21 protein-coding genes are annotated in these 17,005 nt (G+C 70.9%); 9 read left to right on the plus strand and 12 right to left on the minus strand.

Annotated features, from left to right (window positions below; all coding sequences use genetic code 11):
- Positions 1-59: 59 nt before the first annotated feature.
- Positions 60-884, minus strand: a complete 825-nt coding sequence (locus OG811_RS21130; RefSeq protein WP_406068115.1) for a SigB/SigF/SigG family RNA polymerase sigma factor — start codon at positions 882-884, stop codon at positions 60-62.
- A 375-nt stretch (positions 885-1,259) separates the two neighbouring features.
- Here OG811_RS21130 and OG811_RS21135 point away from each other — a divergent pair, with 375 nt between their 5' ends.
- Entirely contained in the window at positions 1,260-2,012 is a 753-nt protein-coding gene (locus tag OG811_RS21135) for a hypothetical protein (RefSeq protein WP_406068117.1), read from the plus strand.
- On the opposite strand, the gene OG811_RS21140 is transcribed toward OG811_RS21135, so the two are convergent.
- Positions 1,961-3,550, minus strand: a complete 1,590-nt coding sequence (locus OG811_RS21140; RefSeq protein ID WP_406068118.1) for a phospholipase D family protein — start codon at positions 3,548-3,550, stop codon at positions 1,961-1,963. The genes OG811_RS21135 and OG811_RS21140 overlap by 52 nt on opposite strands.
- A gap of 133 nt (positions 3,551-3,683) precedes the next feature.
- On the opposite strand from OG811_RS21140, the gene OG811_RS21145 reads away from it, so the two are divergent.
- On the plus strand, positions 3,684-3,812 hold the full coding sequence (locus tag OG811_RS21145; protein ID WP_255508778.1) for a hypothetical protein: 129 nt from the start codon (positions 3,684-3,686) through the stop codon (positions 3,810-3,812).
- Between the two features lie 64 nt (positions 3,813-3,876).
- Here the strand turns inward: OG811_RS21145 and OG811_RS21150 are convergent, their stop codons facing one another.
- Together OG811_RS21150 and OG811_RS21155 are read right to left on the minus strand one after the other, a co-directional pair.
- Positions 3,877-4,863, minus strand: coding sequence for a pirin family protein (locus tag OG811_RS21150; RefSeq protein WP_406068120.1), 987 nt, complete (start codon positions 4,861-4,863; stop codon positions 3,877-3,879).
- A 9-nt stretch (positions 4,864-4,872) separates the two neighbouring features.
- Positions 4,873-5,355: a MarR family winged helix-turn-helix transcriptional regulator gene (locus tag OG811_RS21155; RefSeq protein ID WP_406068121.1), complete on the minus strand. Its 483-nt coding sequence runs from the start codon at positions 5,353-5,355 to the stop codon at positions 4,873-4,875.
- Positions 5,356-5,503: 148 nt separating this feature from the next.
- Here OG811_RS21155 and OG811_RS21160 point away from each other — a divergent pair, with 148 nt between their 5' ends.
- Positions 5,504-6,037 (plus strand): GNAT family N-acetyltransferase, encoded by a 534-nt coding sequence (locus tag OG811_RS21160; RefSeq protein ID WP_406068122.1) that lies wholly within the window; start codon positions 5,504-5,506, stop codon positions 6,035-6,037.
- A gap of 101 nt (positions 6,038-6,138) precedes the next feature.
- Here OG811_RS21160 and OG811_RS21165 read toward each other — a convergent pair whose 3' ends face one another.
- Positions 6,139-6,627, minus strand: a complete 489-nt coding sequence (locus tag OG811_RS21165) for an FBP domain-containing protein (protein ID WP_406068124.1) — start codon at positions 6,625-6,627, stop codon at positions 6,139-6,141.
- A gap of 48 nt (positions 6,628-6,675) precedes the next feature.
- On the opposite strand from OG811_RS21165, the gene OG811_RS21170 reads away from it, so the two are divergent.
- Together OG811_RS21170 and OG811_RS21175 are read left to right on the plus strand one after the other, a co-directional pair.
- Positions 6,676-7,245, plus strand: a complete 570-nt coding sequence (locus tag OG811_RS21170; RefSeq protein WP_406068126.1) for a TetR/AcrR family transcriptional regulator — start codon at positions 6,676-6,678, stop codon at positions 7,243-7,245.
- Between the two features lie 35 nt (positions 7,246-7,280).
- Positions 7,281-7,868: a DUF1684 domain-containing protein gene (locus OG811_RS21175; protein WP_406068127.1), complete on the plus strand. Its 588-nt coding sequence runs from the start codon at positions 7,281-7,283 to the stop codon at positions 7,866-7,868.
- A gap of 25 nt (positions 7,869-7,893) precedes the next feature.
- Here the strand turns inward: OG811_RS21175 and OG811_RS21180 are convergent, their stop codons facing one another.
- Complete coding sequence (locus OG811_RS21180) at positions 7,894-8,202, minus strand: hypothetical protein (RefSeq protein WP_406068128.1); 309 nt, start codon at positions 8,200-8,202, stop codon at positions 7,894-7,896.
- Positions 8,203-8,301: 99 nt separating this feature from the next.
- Here OG811_RS21180 and OG811_RS21185 point away from each other — a divergent pair, with 99 nt between their 5' ends.
- Positions 8,302-8,499: a helix-turn-helix transcriptional regulator gene (locus tag OG811_RS21185; RefSeq protein WP_406068130.1), complete on the plus strand. Its 198-nt coding sequence runs from the start codon at positions 8,302-8,304 to the stop codon at positions 8,497-8,499.
- 73 nt (positions 8,500-8,572) lie between these two features.
- On the opposite strand, the gene OG811_RS21190 is transcribed toward OG811_RS21185, so the two are convergent.
- The gene (locus OG811_RS21190; RefSeq protein ID WP_406068132.1) at positions 8,573-9,160 is read right to left on the minus strand and encodes a general stress protein; all 588 of its coding nucleotides are present in this window, start codon (positions 9,158-9,160) and stop codon (positions 8,573-8,575) included.
- Between the two features lie 303 nt (positions 9,161-9,463).
- Here OG811_RS21190 and OG811_RS21195 point away from each other — a divergent pair, with 303 nt between their 5' ends.
- On the plus strand, positions 9,464-10,402 hold the full coding sequence (locus OG811_RS21195; RefSeq protein ID WP_406075842.1) for an NAD(P)/FAD-dependent oxidoreductase: 939 nt from the start codon (positions 9,464-9,466) through the stop codon (positions 10,400-10,402).
- 29 nt (positions 10,403-10,431) lie between these two features.
- On the opposite strand, the gene OG811_RS21200 is transcribed toward OG811_RS21195, so the two are convergent.
- From OG811_RS21200 to OG811_RS21210, 3 genes are all read right to left on the minus strand, one after another.
- Entirely contained in the window at positions 10,432-11,727 is a 1,296-nt protein-coding gene (locus tag OG811_RS21200) for a cation:proton antiporter (RefSeq protein ID WP_406068134.1), read from the minus strand.
- 108 nt (positions 11,728-11,835) lie between these two features.
- Positions 11,836-12,513 (minus strand): HAD family hydrolase, encoded by a 678-nt coding sequence (locus OG811_RS21205; protein WP_406068135.1) that lies wholly within the window; start codon positions 12,511-12,513, stop codon positions 11,836-11,838.
- Positions 12,514-12,542: 29 nt separating this feature from the next.
- A complete protein-coding gene (locus OG811_RS21210; RefSeq protein WP_406068137.1) occupies positions 12,543-14,681 on the minus strand; it encodes a SpoIIE family protein phosphatase in 2,139 nt (712 codons plus the stop codon).
- 200 nt (positions 14,682-14,881) lie between these two features.
- Between OG811_RS21210 and OG811_RS21215 the strand changes: the two genes are divergently transcribed.
- Positions 14,882-15,691, plus strand: coding sequence for a mechanosensitive ion channel family protein (locus OG811_RS21215; RefSeq protein WP_406068139.1), 810 nt, complete (start codon positions 14,882-14,884; stop codon positions 15,689-15,691).
- A gap of 66 nt (positions 15,692-15,757) precedes the next feature.
- On the opposite strand, the gene OG811_RS21220 is transcribed toward OG811_RS21215, so the two are convergent.
- Positions 15,758-16,111 carry a DUF6401 family natural product biosynthesis protein gene (locus OG811_RS21220; RefSeq protein WP_406068141.1) on the minus strand — a complete coding sequence of 118 codons (354 nt, stop codon included), beginning with the start codon at positions 16,109-16,111 and terminating at the stop codon, positions 15,758-15,760.
- 163 nt (positions 16,112-16,274) lie between these two features.
- Here OG811_RS21220 and OG811_RS21225 point away from each other — a divergent pair, with 163 nt between their 5' ends.
- A complete protein-coding gene (locus OG811_RS21225) occupies positions 16,275-16,724 on the plus strand; it encodes a hypothetical protein (RefSeq protein ID WP_406068143.1) in 450 nt (149 codons plus the stop codon).
- Here OG811_RS21225 and OG811_RS21230 read toward each other — a convergent pair.
- Complete coding sequence (locus OG811_RS21230; protein WP_406068145.1) at positions 16,721-16,930, minus strand: hypothetical protein; 210 nt, start codon at positions 16,928-16,930, stop codon at positions 16,721-16,723. The genes OG811_RS21225 and OG811_RS21230 overlap by 4 nt on opposite strands.
- Positions 16,931-17,005 lie beyond the last annotated feature (75 nt).

Genomic DNA, 17,005 nt, shown 5'->3' on the forward strand with positions numbered 1-17,005 from the left:
GACAGTGCGGACACGAAAGAAGACCGGGTCGGCCGACCCGGTCTTCTTTCGTCAACTACTTAGTACGTGCCGTCGAGCTGGCCGCGCAGCTTGCTGAGCGCCCGGGTCAGTAGCCGCGAGACGTGCATCTGCGAGACGCCGATCTGGTCGGCGATCTGCGACTGGGTCAGGTTGCCGTAGAAGCGCAGCGTGAGGATCTTCTGCTCGCGCTCGTCGAGGGTGGCCAGTGCCGGGCCGAGGGCGACCCGCAGCTCGGCCAGCTCGAACTCGCTGTCCTCGCCGCCGAGCATGTCGCCCAGCTCGGTGGCGCGTTCGCCGTCACCGGTCGGGGTGGACAGCGACACGGCGTTGTACGCGCGTGCGCCCTCCAGGCCCTCCAGCACCTCTTCCTCGGTGAGCTTGAGATGGGCGGCGATGTCGGCGACCGTCGGCGAGCGCCCGAGCGTCTGCAGAAGCGAGCTGTTGGCGTCGGAGATGGCCAGCCGCAGCTCCTGGAGCCGGCGGGGCACCCGGATGTCCCAGGTGCGGTCACGGAAGTGCCGCTTGAGCTCACCGATGATGGTGGGGATCGCGTATCCCGCGAAGTCGACACCGCGGGACGGGTCGAACTTGTCTATGGCCTTGATCAGGCCGACTGCGGCGGTCTGGGCCAGGTCATCGGTCGGCTCGCCGCGCCCGCTGTAGCGGTGGGCCAGGTGGTTGGCCAGCGGCAGCCAGGCCTCGATCGCCCGGTCCCGCAGGGCGGCGCGCGAGGGGTGGCTGGCGGGCAGTGCGGCCATGGCGTTGAGCAGGTCGGCTGCGCTGTTGGTGAGAGCGCGCGGGTCGAGCTTGGTGGTCGCCTTGGCAGCGGTGCTCGGCTGTTCCGTGATCGTTGGCGCGGTCATGGGTGGTCCTCCCTACACCTCGTCCGCGGACAAAAGACGTGACGCTTTGGTTTCGCCTCCAATAGGCCGTTCGGAAGTCACCTTAACCTGATGGTCTCCCCGAAATCTAGCCGAAAGGCTGATGGATCTAAGGTGTACACCATCATGAAGGGCGCAAATGGGGCGGAATTTAAGGTGGCTGTGAGGATCCATGCCTGTCTTCCGGTCATGGCCTCGCCACCCGGTCATCCATCCGTCCCGGCCGGTCGGCCCCCGCCGTGCGCCGAGCGGTCAACATGAAATCCGACATCTGGGCAGCAGTGTCGACTATCCGTCGTTGTCCCGCTGGCGGGACCGGCCGTAGCGTCGCTTGTACATATCCGGTTCGGAGGCACCGTGCTCGATCCAGCTGCTCCCCAGCTCGTCGTGAACAGTCGTACCCTCTACTTCAGCTGGTTGCCGGCGGATCCCGACGCGGTCGCCGCGCTGGTCCCACCCGGGCTGTTCCCCCGCCCCGACCACCAGGTGTTCCTCAACCAGTACATCGTCGACGACGAGACGCAGACCTCCGGCTTCGGCGCGTACTCACTGACCTACCTCGGCGTCTCGTTGCTGGGCGTCGACGCGCCCGGCGGCCTCAACCCGGGCGGCTGGTGGACCCACTACGTCGCCTCCAGCCGGCGGGTTCGTGAGTACGCGGTCGCCCGTGGTGCCCCGGTGCTCGCCGGCCGGACCCGGATCGAGGTCAGCGGTGAGGCCCTGGCCTCCGAGACGGAGATCGACAGGGTGCCGTTGATCCGGGCGCAATGTCGAGTGGGGGACACCGGGCACGTGATCAGCAGCGGGCACCACCGCTACATCACCCGCCGCGACGGCCAGTTGCTCAGCTCGGTCTACCCGTTCGTCGCCGAGCCGGTAGCCCCGTTCGAGATCGAGTCGGTGGAGTTCCTCCAGCCCGGGCATCCGATCTACGCGCTCCGCCCGGCCAACCCGCTGACCATCGGCTTCGGCTACTACTCGCCGCGCTCCTCGTTCGCCTACCCCGGCGGGCTGAGCGTGCACCCGGTCGTCGTCGAGCCGGAGCCGGCCCGATCGATTCACCAGGTGCCGGCCAGCCTCGCTCGCAGTGGCCTTCCGTCCGGGTCGTAGACCAGCCGGTACACCGGCAGCGCCCAGGCGCGGGTATACCACGGCAGCCGCTCCGGGCGGTGCGGGCGCAGCCGTCCGGGCGGACGCTCGCCCACCTGGCCGTCGTCGTACCACTGTTGCAGCGCGTCGGCGGCGGCCGTGACGGCCGCGATCGCGTCCGCCGGGTCGAGCAGGTCGGCGTCATCCGCGCCGCCCGGGTCACGGTCCAGGTGCTCACGCCAGAGCCGGAGTCGCAGGTCTCGGGCGAAGGCCCGCGCACCGTCGCCCTGGCCTGCCGGGTCGGTGGGCTCCCGCAGGTCGCGGGTGTCGTCGAGCACCGCGCAGGACAACTCGCTGTCGTGCGTCCAGGATCGGCGGTTCAGGTTGTCGCTGCCCACGCTGGCCCAGACGTCGTCGACCACGGACACCTTCGCGTGCACGTAGACCGGGTCGCCGGCGTGGTTCTCCACGTCGAACACGTGCACCCGGTCCGGCGCGGCCCGCTCACACAGCGACAGCGCCTGCTCGCGCCCGACCACGTTCGGCGGCAGCGCCAGCTTGCCGTCCACGTCGGGGTGCCGGGGCACCACGGCGATCAGGCGCAGCTGCGGGTTGTCCCGCAGCGCGCGCGCGAACAGGTCCGCCACCTCCGCCGACCAGAGGTACTGGTCCTCCAGGTAGATGAATCGGCGAGCGCGGCGTACGGCCTTGGTGTAACCCCGGGCCACGGTCCGCTCTCCGTCGGGTGCGAACGAGTACCGCGGGCGGACGGCGGGATAGGTGCGCAGCACCTGAACCTGGTGCGGGCCGCAGGGCGGCGGATCGGCCGGTTGCTCGGGCAGCGGGTCGGGGCGCAGGTCCGCGCCGCGCAGCCGATCCCGCAGGTAGGCCATCGGGTTCTCCGAGTCCAGTGGCATCGGGTCCGTCCAGCGCTCCCGGAACAGGGTGTCCAACGCGCCGACCGCCGGACCACGCACCGCGAGTTGCACGTCGTGCCAGGACGGGTTGGGCCCGTACCGGGGGGACATCTGCACCGGCTGCGGGTCGCCGTGGTGGGCGGCGTCATCGCGACGGCTGTGGCACAGGTCGATCCCGCCGGCGAACGCGATGTCCCGTTCCGGTGCGTCCGGGTGCCGCAACACCACGAGCTTCTGGTGGTGCGAGCCGCCGCGCCGGACCCGCTGGTCGAGCAGCACCTCGCCGCCGGCCGCTGAGATCGTTTCGCTGAGGTCGCGGTTCTCCGCCTCGCTGTAGGCCAGCACGTCGAGGTGGGAACGCCAGATCAACCCCTTGACCACCACGCCGCGTTGGGCGGCCTGGGCGAAGAGTTGGGCCACGGTGGGGCCGTCCGGGCGCAGCCGCTGGTCCGGGTCACCGCGCCAGTCGGTGAAGAACAGGTGGTCGCCGGCCCCAAGGGCCTCCACCTCGTCGACCAGCCGGTCGAAGTACGCGGAACCGTGAATCAACGGCTCGGCGAGGTTTCCCGTGGTCCAAACGGGTAACCCAGACACCGGGTTGGCGCGTTCCTGCGCGGTGAGGAACCAGTCCTGCAACGGCACGGTCCAGCCCCCTTGAGGTCGGCAACGTCCTCACGGTAGGACCCCGGACGCGGGTCCGCACGCCAGGCCGGCAGACCCGTGACCTGGCCAACGCCATCGGAAGCGACGCGACAACAGCCGAGGAGGCCACACCATGCCCCGCGACACGACGAATCCCGTGACCGAGTACCGCGAGCCGGCGGTGGAGAGCGAGCGGGGTGCGCTGGTAGCGGTGTTGGTGATGGTGATTCTGGGGGTCGCGGGCATCTTTGCGGTCTCCTGAGGCGACGCCGGCGCCCCCGGGGTGAACCGGAGGCGTCGGCGCCGATCTCAGTGGTCGAGCGTGGTCAGGGCCGGGCGCCCTGGCCGCCGGTGTGCGGCAGCCGCTCGGTGGGGATCACTCCGAGGCGGCCGGCCTGGAAGTCCTCGAATGCCTGGACCAGCTCGTCCCGGGTGTTCATCACGAACGGGCCGTACTGTGCCACGGGCTCCCGGATCGGCTTGCCACCCATGATGTAGAGGTCCAGCGCTGGGGTGTTGCTGTCCTGCTCGCTGTCGGCGCTGAACCGCAGCGCGTCACCAGGACCGTGCACCGCGAGCTGGCCGGTGCCCACCGGCCGCCGGTCGGCGCCGACGGTGCCGCGACCGCCGAGCACGTACACCAGGGCGTTGAAGTCGGGCTGCCAGGGCAGGTCGACCTGCGCCCCCGGCTGCACGGTGACGTGCGTGATGGTGATCGGGGTGAAGGTCGAACCCGGGCCGCGGTGCCCGGCGATCTCACCGGCGATGACCCGGATGAGCGCGCCGCCGTCGGGCGTGGTGAGCAGTGCCGACTCCCCACCCCGGATGTCCTGGTAGCGGGGCGGGTTCATCTTGGCCGAGCGGGGCAGGTTGACCCAGAGCTGAGTGCCGTGGAAGAGCCCGCCGCTCACCACCAGGTGCTCCGGCGGCGCTTCGATGTGCAACAGCCCACTGCCGGCCGTCATCCATTGGGTGTCGCCGTCGGTGATGGTGCCGCCACCGCCGTTCGAGTCATGGTGGTCGAAGATGCCGTCAATGATGTACGTGACCGTCTCGAAGCCGCGGTGCGGATGCCACGGGGTGCCCTTCGGCTCGCCCGGCGCATAGTCGACCTCGCCCATCTGGTCGAGGTGGATGAACGGGTCCAGGTCGGTGGTCGACACCCCGGCGAAGGCTCGACGGACCGGGAAGCCCTCACCCTCGAAGCCGGTGGGTGCGGTGGTCACCGTGCGGACCGGGCGGAACGTGGTGGACTCGTCCACCCGGGGCAGGCGGGGAAGGACGAGAACGTTGTCAACGGTGATCGCGGGCATCGAAGGCTCCTAGCTCGTGGCGTGGGTGGTCGAGCCGGCCCGGGATGCCCGCAGGCGGTCACCGATCCGGTCGAAAACCCGGGTGAGGCAGGCGACCTCGGCATCGTCGAGGTCGTCCATCAGGTGGGTACGCACCGACGCAAGATGGTGCGGTGCGGCTTCCCGTAGGGCGAGCAGCCCGGCGGCGGTGAGCACCGCTTCGCTGCCGCGTCGGTCGTCCGGGCAGGGCTCCTTGCTGACCATGCCGCGACGCTGCATCGAGGAGATCTGGTACGTGAGTCGGCTGGGCGAGAAGATGAGTCGGGTGGACAGCTCGCCCATCCGCAGCCGCTGCCCCGGCGCCTCGGAGAGCAGGACCAGCACGTGGTAGTCGGCGAAGCTGAGACTGCTGTCGGCGCGCAGGTCCTCTTCGAGCTGGGTGAAGAGACGCTGGCTGGCCTCGATGTAGGCGCGCCAGGCGGCCTCTCGGGTGCTGTCCAGGCTCTCGGTCATGTCCACGACGGTACCACTAGTTCAAAATTTAACTAGTGGCGATGAGCGTTGCCTGGGTCACTTCTTCGCCGCCGTTCGTGCAGCTTTGAAGGAACGCGGCGCCAATCCAGAGGCGAAGTGGCGACACGATGTGCCAGACTCCGGCCTCGTGGAACACGTGGAACTCGCCGCCGCCGACCTGTTGCTGCGCCCCTGGCGGGACGAGGACGCCCCAGCGGTGCGCGACGCCCTACGCGATCCGGCGATCGCCCAGTGGAACCCGCAGGGTGGCGGCCCGATCGACGACGAGGTCGCGTTGCTCTGGGTTCGCCGCCGGGCCGACTGGTCCGCTGGCAGTCACGCGTCGATGGCGGTGACCTCGGCGGTCGATGGCGAACTGCTGGGCTCGGTGTCGCTGCACGGCATCCACGGCGGCGACGCCTCCATCGGCTACTGGACGGTGCCCGCGGCACGCGGGCGCGGGGTGGCGGTGCGCGCCGTCGTCCGGCTCACCGAATGGGCGTTCGCCGACCTCCGGCTGCACCGGGTGGAGTTGTGTCACGCGGTGGCCAACCCGGCCTCCTGTCGCGTGGCCGACCGGGCCGGTTTCCTCGCCGAGGGGACGCTGCGCGAGTCGTACCAGTACGGCGACGGCCGGCGCTACGACGAGCACCTGCACGCCCGCCTGGCCGCCGACCGCTAGGTTGAGCACCTTTCTGGCCATGATCAACACCGGATTGGTGATGTCGGGGTGTCCCTGCGCGCAGTGGCCCCGACATCACCGATACCGAGTGGATCAACGGGTCACTCGGTGACCTTGCGGAGGAACGCCGCGAGGGTCGTCGTGGTTCGGTCGATTTTCTCCGCCAGGGTCAGCGTTTCGTGCATGCGTGGCCCCGCGTGCTTCTTGCCGCGCAGGTAGAGCGAGCAGGCCAGGTTGGAGCACATGTACGCGCCCACGGAGTTGCCCTGTCGTCCATCCCGCCCGGCCCTGCGGGCTGTCATCAGTGCGACGCCGTCGCCGGTGTGGGTGGTCAGGCAGAACGAGCACATGCTGCGTCGGACGCGTCCGGTCTGCTGCGGCGCGGCCCGCAGCGCCACCCCGATGAGCCTGTCGTCGGATTCGGCGACCAGGTAGGCCCGCTGCGGCGCTGCGGGGTCCCGCCAGCCCAGGAAGTCGAGGTCGTCCCAGGGGCGCATCTCAAGATCGTGCGGCACGGCCAGCCGCTTCGCCTCACCCTGCGTGCAGTTGACGAAGGACGCGCGGATGACGGACTCAGTTACGACTAACATAGGTTGTAGCCTAGTCATCCTAGGCAAAAAGCTAGGGGAGTGTGCTGCGTGGCACGTGCAGGGGTGACCGCCCAGCGCCTGACGCTGGCCGCGGCCGAGCTGGCCGACGAGGTGGGCGTGGAGAACGTGACCGTCGCCGCGCTCGCGCGCCACTTCGGTGTCAAGGACGCGAGCCTGTACTTCCACATCAGGAACGCGCAGGACCTACGTGTCAGGATCGCGCTGCTGGCTCTGGCGGAGCTGGCCGACAGGGTCGCCGCCGCGCTGGCCGGCCGCGCCGGCAAGGACGCGTTGGTGGCCTTCGCCAACGCGTACCGCGACTACGCGCGGCAGCACCCGGGTCGGTACGCCGCCATGCAGATCGACCTCGACCCGGAGACGGCCGCCGCGAGCGCCGGCGTCCGGCACGCCGAGATGACCCGGGCGATCCTGCGCGGCTACCGGCTCTCCGAGCCCGACCAGACCGACGCCGTACGGATGATGCACAGCACGTTCCACGGGTTCGTGAGCCTGGAGAAGACCGGCGGCTTCCGCCACACCCCGCGCGCCACCGACGACTCGTGGTCCCGCACCCTGGACGCCCTCGACGCCATCCTGACCAACTGGCCGCCACGCTGAGCTGCCACACACCGCGACGGCATAGGCTCGGTGGCGTGGATGATCTGGAGCTGGCCGACTGGCGGGAGCGGACGGCCCGGCTGTACCTGTCCGACGTCGACCTGACCGGGTTCCGGGCGGGCCGCGACGAGCTCTTCTCCACCCACCCGCAGAGTCCGATCCCCCCGACGGAGCGGGCGGGCTTCTCCGGAGTGCGCTACTTCCCCGCCAACCCGGACGCCGTGGTGGAGGCGCCACTGCGATCGGCCAGCGGTGAGCTGCGGATCGACACGGGCGGCCCCGACGGGGTGGTCGCGTACCGCCGGGTCGCGGTGGCCGAGACCCCGTGGGGGCCGCCGACCCTGTGGTGGATCGAGGCGTACGGGGGTGGGCTGTTCGTACCGCTGCGCGACGGCACCTGCGGGCGGGAGACCTACGGGGGAGGCCGGTATCTCACCGACACCGTGAAGGGCACCTTCGGCCGGGGAGTCGCGCTGCTGCCCGGCGACCGGGTCCGGCTGGACGCCAACTATCTCTACAACCCGAGCTGCGCGTACGACGACCGCTGGGCCTGCCCGCTGGCGCCGCCGGAGAACCGGGTGGACGTGCCGCTGCGGGCCGGCGAACTGGCGTACGCACCATAGCGCCACTGATCAGCTGTCGGCGGGACTACATCCGGGGTCTGGCGGTCCACGCCAGGAACCTGTCGAACAGCTCCCCCGGATCGGGTCCCGGGTCAGGGTTGAGCGCGCACAGATCCGCCGTCGCGTCGAACAGTTGACTGGCCATGTAGATCGACAGCGCGACCTGATCCGCCTCGTACTCGACTCGCAACAGCATTCGAGCGAACGCGCACGGCCAGCGGGCAGAGCAGACCCGGCAAAGCCAGAGGGGGCGGCGCGGTAGGTGCTGATGCACCGGGTGGAGGTTGCTCAGCGGCTGGTGATCAGCAATGGGCGGGGTGTCTGGCGTGGTCATCCATCAATCGTGTTGGCAGGCTAACCTCTAGTCAATACCCTAGTAGGTGGTTGCCCAACTAGGGTATTGACTAGTAGGGCAGTGTCTAGCGTCGTATCCATGGGCCGGCATTTGATGGGGGCGCACGAGATCCGTACGCGGCTGGGTGTGAGCCGTCAGCGGGTGGAGCAGCTCATGAAGCGCCCTGACTGGCCCGTGCCGTATGAAACCCTGGCCACCGGCCGCATCTGGCGGACCGAGGACATTGAAGCCTGGATTCGGCTTCATCGGCCAAACTTGGACGACGGCGAAGCCTGAAGCCGTTACGCCACAACCGGCACCACTGAACGGCCGCCCCGGCGTGCTGCCGGGACGGCCGGTCGATCGTTGCTCAGCGGGCGTTCGTGGCCGAGCTGGGCATCTGCATCCGAGCCAGCAGCTGTCGGGCCTGGTCGGCGAGCTGCGCGTCGACGGTCACCGCGTACTGGCCGGCACGCAGTGAGCTGGCCGAGGTGAAGTCACGCTGCCCACCCGTCATGGCGTGTGCGACCGCGCCGAAAACGGCACCCCAGATCGCACCGATGACCAGCCCGACGAGGATCACCGCCAGCCAGTTGCCGACGGTGAAGATGCCGAACAGCAGGCCGATGAAGAGCCCGAACCAGGCACCGGTCCCGGCGCCGAGCAGGGCAGCTCGACCGGTGGTCATCCGCCCGAGCACCGTCTCCACCAGGGTGAGGTTGGTGCCGACGATGGCGGTGTGCTCCACCGGGAAGCGGTTGTCGGCCAGGTAGTCGACCACCCGCTGCGCGGCCGGATAGTCCGGATACGAGCCGATCGCCACGGTGGGCGGGCCGGTTTCCGGCCCGTGGCCGTCACCGGCCGGTGTCGACAGGCGGCCGGCCGGACCGGATGGAAGCAGGCCGCCATCCTGTGTGCCGGACCGCCACGCGGCGGCCGGCCCCGAAGCTGACGTCATGAGCATCCTCCCTCGTCAGCTCCCGGGGTTCCCGCTCACGCCGACCGGTAACGCCAGCCAACACGCTGAGTGTCATCCCCGCCTGGGGAATGGGCGCCGGACGGGCGAAGTCCGGCCGTCCGCGCCGACTACCAGGCCACCCCCACCCACCCCACCCCCCACCCCACCCCACCCTCACGATCTTGCACTTGCTGTCGATGGCTTGCGCCTTGTATGTGCTTTTGTCGGGACCGGAAGTGCAAGATCGCGGGGGTGGGGACAGACGCCACCTACGATCATCGGGTGAATGTGGACCGGTCGAGTGTGGTGGTGGTCGGGGCGGGAATCGCCGGGGTGGCGTGTGCGGTCGAGCTGACCAGGTCCGGGGTGCCGGTGCAGGTGCGGGAGCGGGGGCACGTCTGCGGTGGTCGGATGGCCAGCAAGCGCTTCGAGGGGCGGCCCGCGGACATCGGCGCCGCCTACTTCACCGCCACCGACCCGGACTTCACCGCCGTGGTCGAGCAGTGGAGCGCCGCCGGCCTGGTCCGCGAATGGACCGACACCTTCCAGGCATACGACCGGACCGGGCGCCACGACGTGCCCGGGCCGATGCGCTTCGCCGCTCCGCGCGGGCTGCGCTCGTTGGTCGAGCACCTGGCCGGTGCGGTGCCGGTGACCGTCGACCGACTGGTGCTCATGGTGGAGCCCGGGCCGACCGTGGACGGTGAGCCGTGCGCGGCGGTCGCCCTGGCCATGCCGGGCCCGCAGGCCGCGCTGCTGCTCGACCCGGCCCTGACCGACGCCACCAGGGTGGTGCAGGCGCAGCACTGGTCTCCGTCACTGGCGGCGGTGCTGCGCTTCCCGACCCGCCGCTGGCCGGACTTCCGTGGCGCGTTCGTCAACGACCACCCGGTCCTCAATCTCGTCTGCGACGACGGCGACCGGCGCGGTGACGGCGCGCCGGTGCTTGTCGCGCACACCGTGCCGGAGTTCGCCGCCGGGCACCTGGCCCAGCCCACCGGGGCCGGCCCGGCGATCGAGCAGGCCGTCCGGGACCTGCTGGGGTTGCCCGAGCAGGCCGTCGACGTGCGCGTGCACCGCTGGACGTACGCGAAGCCCACCAGCGGTGCCGCCGACGCCACCCACCACCTGGACGCCGACGGGATCGGCCTGGCCGGCGACGCGTTCGGCAAGCCCCGGGTGCAGAGCGCCTGGCGCTCCGGTCGGGACCTCGGCCGTGCCCTGGCGGCCCGCCTGGCCTGATCGGCTCGTCTGACATGCCGGTCGGGCGTTCAGGCGTGTCCGGCTGCGGCCACGGGCCGGGCGTCGGTGTCACGTTCGGTCGGGTCGGAGGTCCGCTCGCCCGCCCGGTCGAGCAGTTGCATGACCGGGGTCGCCGTGACGCCGTGCAGCACCACGGAGACGAGCACCACCAGCCCCACGGTCGCCCAGAGCAGCTCGGCCTGCGGAAAGTCGCCCTTCGTGGTGGCGTACGCGAGGTAGTAGAACGAGCCGACGCCGCGGATGCCGAAGAACGAGATGACCCAGTGCTCGGCCGGCCGTCCCGGTGCGCCGCGCAGTGACAACCAGCCGGTCAGCGGCCGGACCACCAGCACCAGCGCCAGCCCGACGGCCGCCGCCGACCAGGTCAGCGGAACCAGCAGGCCACCCACTATCGCGCCGCCGAGCAGCAGCAACAGCACCAGGGTGAGCAGCCGTTCGACCTGCTCGGAGAAGTCGTGCAGCACCGAGTGGAACTCGCTCGGCCGCTCCGCCGCCCGGATCGCCCGGGCAGCCACGAACACCGCCAGGAAGCCGTACCCGCCGACCACCTCGACCAGCCCGTACGCCAGGAACGTGGCGGCCAGCGCCAGGAAGCCCTCGGCGTGCCGGGCCAGCCGCAGCTCGCTGGGCGCGCGGAAGAACAACTTGCCGAGCAGCCAGCCGATGAGCAGGCCACCGCCGACGCCGACGATCACCTTCCAGAGCACGTCCACGGCGAACCACTCGGCCAGCCAGTCGCTCGGGGCGAGGCTGGTCGAGGCGATGGCGATGGCGGCGTAGACGAACGGAAACGCCAGCCCGTCGTTGAGGCCGGCCTCGGAGGTCAACGCGAAGCGGACCTCGTCCTCGGAGTCTTCGACGTCCGTCGGTTCGCCGACCTGCACGTCGGCGGCGAGCACCGGATCGGTCGGTGCCAGCGCGGCACCCAACAACAGCGCGGCGGCCGGCACCAGCCCCGCCCACCACCACCCGAGCAGGGCCACCGCCGCGATGCACAGTGGCATCGCGACCGCCAGCAGTCGCCAGGTGGACGACCACCCCCGCCAGCTCAACGGCCGGTCGATCTTGAGGCCGGCGCCCATCAGCGCGACGATCACCCCGATCTCGGTGAAATGGGTGGTCAGCTCCGGGTGCGCCAGCGGGTCCGGTGTCGGCAGCCCGACCGGCAGCAGGAATACCAGCATGCCGAGAGCGAGGAAGGCGATCGGCATGGACAGTGGGCGCTGCTCCAGCACCCGCGGCAGGATGCCCGCGAGCAGAGCGCCCACGCCCACCAGCGCGAACGCCACGTCTACCGGCTCCACGGCTCCACCTTTCAGCCGCACCCGCGAGGCGCGGGGGCAGGTGGTGTCAGACCATGCCCCGCAGGGCGACCGGCTATGCGCGTACGGGCCGGCGAACCGTAGTGAGCCTCACCTTGGCCGGGTGAGCGGCGAGTCCGCCCATTCGCCCAGCAGCGCGGCCGGGTCGTCGTACACCGCCACCGCGCCAGCGCCGGCGAGCTCGCCGCGGCTGGTGCCGCCGCAGGTCAACCCCACACACGGGATGTTCAACGCGCCGGCCGCGACGACGTCCCAGACCGAGTCTCCGACGAAAACCACCCGCTCGGCGGGCAACCCGGACTGCTCCAGCGCGGCGACCAGGATGTCCGGTGCCGGCTTGCTCTGCTTGGCGTCCGCCGAGGAGGTGATTGTGTCGATCACGTCATCGGCGGCCAGCGCTCGACGCAGCGCGCCCACCTCGGGTTTGGAGGCGGAGGTGGCGAGCACCACCCGCAGCCCGCGCTCGGCACAGGCGCGCAGCAGGTCCGCCGCCCGGGGCAGCGGCGTGAGCCGTTCCCAGTACTCGGCGTACAGGGTGTCGTGCGCGTCGAGCAGTTTCGTGTCGGCGTCGCGGTCCCGCTCAGGGCCGAGCAGGTGGTCGAGGAGCTTGTCCGAACCCATCCCGATCGAGCGGTGCACCATCGCCATCGGCACCGGCTGGTCGGTCTGCCGCAACGCCTCCCACCAACTCACGGTGTGCAGGTAGGTGGTATCGACCAGGGTGCCGTCGACGTCGAAGAGGATTCCGGCGGGCCCGTCGGTACGCAATGGACGCCTTCCTGCCCGTTCGGGTGGTCTCAGGGACGCGAGGCCGGCGGTGTGAGGATCTCGAACCAGACCGTGGAGCCCCGGACTGACGGGTCGGTGCCCCAGGCGTCGCTGAGCTCCTCGATCAGGCCGAGACCGCGCCCACGACTGCTCAACGTGTCGGTGCGGGTCCGGGTCACGGTGCCCCGGGTGCCGGAATCGGCGACCGAGACCAGCAGCCGCTCGGGGCTGAGGTCGATCTCCACCCGGGCGGCAGTGCCGGCGTGCAGCAACGCGTTGGTGGTCAGCTCGCTGGTGCACAGCACCGCCGCCCCGATCACCGACTCCGGCACCTGCCACTCGGTGAGCTGGCCGGTCATCCAGTGCCGGACCCGGCTGGGCGCGGTCGGCTCCGCGGGCACCTGCATGCTGGCCGAGCGACTCGGCTTGAGCGCGTGCTCGACCGCCAGCACGGCCACGTCGTCCTCGGTGCCGCCCGGTACCGCTGCGGTGGCCACCGCGCAGAGCGCGCGAGGGTCGCCACTGCCGGCTTTGGCGACGGCGTCGCCGAGGGTGGCCAGCCCGGCGGAGAGGCTCTGCCGGCGACGCTCCACCACCCCGTCGCTGAACAGCAGCAGGGTGTCGCCGGGACGGAACGCGACCGTGGTGGTGCCCGGCCGGCCGCCCAGACCCAGCGGGGGACCAGCCGGCACGTCGACGTACTCGGCGTGCGAGCGGCCCTCCGGGCCGCCGCGGCGGATCAGCGGAGCGGGGTGACCGGCGCTGGCCAGGGTCAGCTCCCGCCGCTCCGCGTCGATCACCCCGAACGCCACGGTGACGAAGAGTTCGTGGGTGCCGGCCTCCGCTCCCAGGCTCGTCACCAGCCGGTCCAGCCCGGCCAGCACCGCGTCGGGCGCCGGGTCGGCCAGGGCCAGCGCGCGCAGCGCGGCCCGGACCTGCCCCATCCGGGCGGCGGCCTGCACGTCGTGCCCGGCGACGTCGCCGAGCACCACGCCGAGCGCGCCGCTGGGCAGCAGGAACGCGTCGTAGAAGTCGCCACCGGCGGCGTTGCCGTCCACCCCCGGGTCGTAGCGGGCCGCGATCCGCAACCAGGGCAGGTCCGGCAGGTGCTCCGGCAACATGCTGCGTTGCAACAGTTGGGCCGTGCCGTGCTGGGTCTCGAACCGGCGGGCCCGCTCTGCGGCCTGGCCGATCAGCTCGGCCGAGGCGGCCAACAGGGCCCGCTCGGCGGGCGACCAGGTGTGCGGAATCTGGTAGCCGACCGCCAGCCCGCCGCGGACCACCGAGGTGCCCAGGGGCAGGGCGGCCATCGCGCGGATCTTCTGGTCGTGGCGATCCACCGCGGTCTCCCGCAGCGGCTGCCCGTCGTGGGTGAACGACGGGCCACCGGAGCGCGCCGCCTGCACCACCGGGGCCGACCAGTCCGCCGGCGCGCGCCGCCAGAGCGGGGGAAGCCGCTCGTCGGCCGCGTCCAGCAACTCGCCGCGGACCCGGCGCACCATGCGCCACCCGCCGCCGCCCTCGTCGACCGCGAACGAAACCTGGTCGAGGTCGAACGTGGTGATCGCGTACCGCAACGCCACCCGGGCCACATCGTCGAGGGTGAGCGTGCCGGCGAGCGCCGCGGCCACCTCGCTGAGGCTCTGCAACTGCTCGGTGACGTAGGTGGTCTCGGCCGCGACCGTCAGAATGCCGACGATCTGCCCGGCGCTGTCGCGCACCGCCGAGTAGCCCCGGGTGAAGACCGCCTGCTCCACCGTCGCGGAGTGCCCACGGACCAGCGGCAGCGTGGACTCCTTTTCCAGGAACGGCACGCCCTGCCGGTAGACGCGCTCAATCACCTCACCGACACCGGGCAGCGCCCAGATCTCCGCGAACACCTCGGCGGCCGGGCGTCCGAGGGCGCTCGGGTGTTTGGTGCCCAGCAACTCGGCGTAACCGGCGTTGTAGAGCAGGACGAGATCGTCGCCGTACGCCAGGGCCATCGGCATCGGCGAGGCGAGGATCAGCTCGACCACGGCCCGGATCGCGACGTCCCAGCCCTCGCGTGGCCCCAGCGAGGTGCCGGCCCAGTCGTGGGCGAGCACGGCGGCAGCCGCACCGGGCTCGGTGGATGCGCCTGGGCCGGGAGTTGCTGGCGTGGGGACTCGCCCGACCGTTCCTGGCATGTTCGCAGCCTAGTCGGCCGACCGGGAAAGGCATCCGATCATGGCCGCGGGCCGTCACCACCCCTTTTCGTGGTGGCCCGTTCAGGCAGTTCACGGCCCCGGTCCGGCGGCTCGTGGCGAAAAACGCCGCGCGTTGCCCGGACTGCCCGACCAGTTGGCGGGTATGCGCTCGGCGCAGTCCATGCGACAGGAGGGACATCATGCTGAAAACCCTCGCGGTCCGTCAGGCGGACCTCGGCGATGCCATCGCCGACACCTGGAGGTCGGTGCTGCTCTTCATCCCGAAGGCAGTGGCCTTCATCGTCATCCTCGTGGTCGGCTGGCTCATCGCCAAGGCCGTCCTCAAGATCGTGGATACGGTGCTGGAACGGGTGCGTTTCGACCAAGCGGTCGAACGCGGCGGCATCAAACGGGCGCTGGAGAGAACGAAGTACGACGCCAGCGACATTCTGGCCAGACTGGCGTACTACGCCGTACTGCTGTTCACCCTGCAGTTCGCTTTCGGAGTCTGGGGGCCCAACGCGATCAGTGACCTGATCAGAGGCGTGGTGTCCTGGCTGCCACGTGCGTTCATCGCGATCATCATCGTGGTGGTGGCGGCCGCGATCGCCAACGCCGTCCGGGATCTGGTCACCGGGGCGCTGGGAGGACTCTCCTACGGCAAGGTGCTGGCCGACCTGACGGCGATCTTCATCATCGCGCTCGGCGTGATCGCCGCGCTGAACCAGGTGGGTATCGCCACCACGGTGACCACTCCGGTGCTGATCGCGGTGCTCGCCACGGTGGCCGGCATCCTGATCATCGGTGTCGGTGGTGGTCTCGTGAAGCCGATGCAGAACCGCTGGGACGGCTGGCTGGACCGGGCCGCCCGAGAGGCCCGGGCGGTGCAGGAGCAGCGGCAGGCCACGGCGGCTGGGCGTAGCGACGTGGAGCGGCAGATGGCCGACCGCGGGGGTGAGCACACCCAGGCCATGCCCCAGGTGGACGAGGCCCAGCAATACCGCTCGTAGCGGGCGCTACGGCACTGCGGGTGGGGAGGGTGTTCCGCGTACGACGCGGGGTGCCCTCCCCGCGCGTCAGGCCCGGTCGAGCGAGCGGGCCAGCGCGCAGACCGCGAGCAGTCGGGTGAGCAGCCACTCCGGGCGGCTCCAGTCCACCGGCCCGTCCGGCGGCGCCCAGCCGTGCTCCAGGGCGGCCGCGCGGACCCCCTCGGCGTAGCCGGCGAGCGCCGCGGCGGTCAGCGGTTTGCGGTCCCCGTCGAGGCTCTCCCGTACCGCTGCCGCGTGCTGGTCGACAAGGGCCAGCAGCTCCGGGCGCGCGGCGGCGGCGGCGAGCCCGAGAGTGCCGACGGAGACGGTGAGGGCGGCCAGGGTGGACCGCGCCGAGTCGACGGCGGTACGGGAGGCGACACGGTTGAACGACACACGCATGGTGACCGAGGCTAACCGACCGGTAACGGCGTCGGCCTCGGCCGCTCGGCGGATGTCGGCTGGGCAACTGGGGCGACCAGGGCTGACCGCGGGGGTTGATCCGGCACAGACGGGGCAGTAGGACAACCACCCGTAGCTGGCGGGACACGGCACGGAGGCGCGGATGGGACAGCAGGCGGACGGACCAGACGAGCAGCACCGGCGGCCGGCCGGCGTCAGTGACGAGACGGTCGCGGCACTCGGCAAGCTCAGCGAGGCGCTGGAGTGCGTGGAGCGGGCCCGGGGGCATCTGTACTCACTGCACCAGTTGATCGGGCACGCCGACCTCATGCTCGACGATGCGGTGGAGCAGTTTCGCGCCGCCGGGCATCCGCAGCTCGCCGACCGGATCGACGCGGAGTTGCTGGGCCGCAACGTCATCGCCGGGCGGTGGACGTTCCAGATCGTTGAGGACTTCGACGACGGTTACCACGCGCTGTTCCGGAGGTTGGACCAGCAGGCCCGCGACGAGCTGGTGGGCGGGCGGCGCCACCTCTACGAGGCGGAAATGAAGGAACGCCGCCGCAGCCGGGGCCGTCCGGGGCACGAAGCCCGGCCCGGCAGCGGAGATTAGTCGCCGGTCGCGCCGGCTGGGCGTCGCCGCGCTGCGTCGTCGGCGATGATCACGGTCGCCACCATCAGCGCGACGCAGAGGCTGAACAGCCACGACTCGTCGGCGACGAGCGATGCCGACACGGGCGCCTGCAGCGCGGCGAGCAGGAAGCCGAGCCAGGCGAGCCGGCGCTGACGCGTGGAGAGGATTCCGGAGCCTTGATGCATTCCGAAATTCTTACGCGAACCAGCCGGCTTGCCGTCCTCCGATCGGCCGATTCTGGATGAGCTGTCCGTTTTCTC

It is taken from the genome of Micromonospora sp. NBC_01638, assembly GCF_045209745.1.
Taxonomy (GTDB): domain Bacteria; phylum Actinomycetota; class Actinomycetes; order Mycobacteriales; family Micromonosporaceae; genus Micromonospora.

Bases quoted from the DNA above. Each gene is read 5' to 3' on its own strand.
- OG811_RS21130 (WP_406068115.1), bottom strand. From the start codon at position 884: ATGACCGCGCCAACGATCACGGAACAGCCGAGCACCGCTGCCAAGGCG.
- OG811_RS21145 (WP_255508778.1), top strand. From the start codon at position 3,684: ATGCCCCGCGACACGACGAATCCCGTGACCGAGTACCGCGAGCCGGCG.
- OG811_RS21150 (WP_406068120.1), bottom strand. From the start codon at position 4,863: ATGCCCGCGATCACCGTTGACAACGTTCTCGTCCTTCCCCGCCTGCCC.
- OG811_RS21155 (WP_406068121.1), bottom strand. From the start codon at position 5,355: ATGACCGAGAGCCTGGACAGCACCCGAGAGGCCGCCTGGCGCGCCTAC.
- OG811_RS21165 (WP_406068124.1), bottom strand. From the start codon at position 6,627: ATGTTAGTCGTAACTGAGTCCGTCATCCGCGCGTCCTTCGTCAACTGC.
- OG811_RS21180 (WP_406068128.1), bottom strand. From the start codon at position 8,202: ATGACCACGCCAGACACCCCGCCCATTGCTGATCACCAGCCGCTGAGC.
- OG811_RS21185 (WP_406068130.1), top strand. From the start codon at position 8,302: ATGGGCCGGCATTTGATGGGGGCGCACGAGATCCGTACGCGGCTGGGT.
- OG811_RS21190 (WP_406068132.1), bottom strand. From the start codon at position 9,160: ATGACGTCAGCTTCGGGGCCGGCCGCCGCGTGGCGGTCCGGCACACAG.
- OG811_RS21210 (WP_406068137.1), bottom strand. From the start codon at position 14,681: ATGCCAGGAACGGTCGGGCGAGTCCCCACGCCAGCAACTCCCGGCCCA.
- OG811_RS21215 (WP_406068139.1), top strand. From the start codon at position 14,882: ATGCTGAAAACCCTCGCGGTCCGTCAGGCGGACCTCGGCGATGCCATC.
- OG811_RS21220 (WP_406068141.1), bottom strand. From the start codon at position 16,111: ATGCGTGTGTCGTTCAACCGTGTCGCCTCCCGTACCGCCGTCGACTCG.
- OG811_RS21225 (WP_406068143.1), top strand. From the start codon at position 16,275: ATGGGACAGCAGGCGGACGGACCAGACGAGCAGCACCGGCGGCCGGCC.
- OG811_RS21230 (WP_406068145.1), bottom strand. From the start codon at position 16,930: ATGCATCAAGGCTCCGGAATCCTCTCCACGCGTCAGCGCCGGCTCGCC.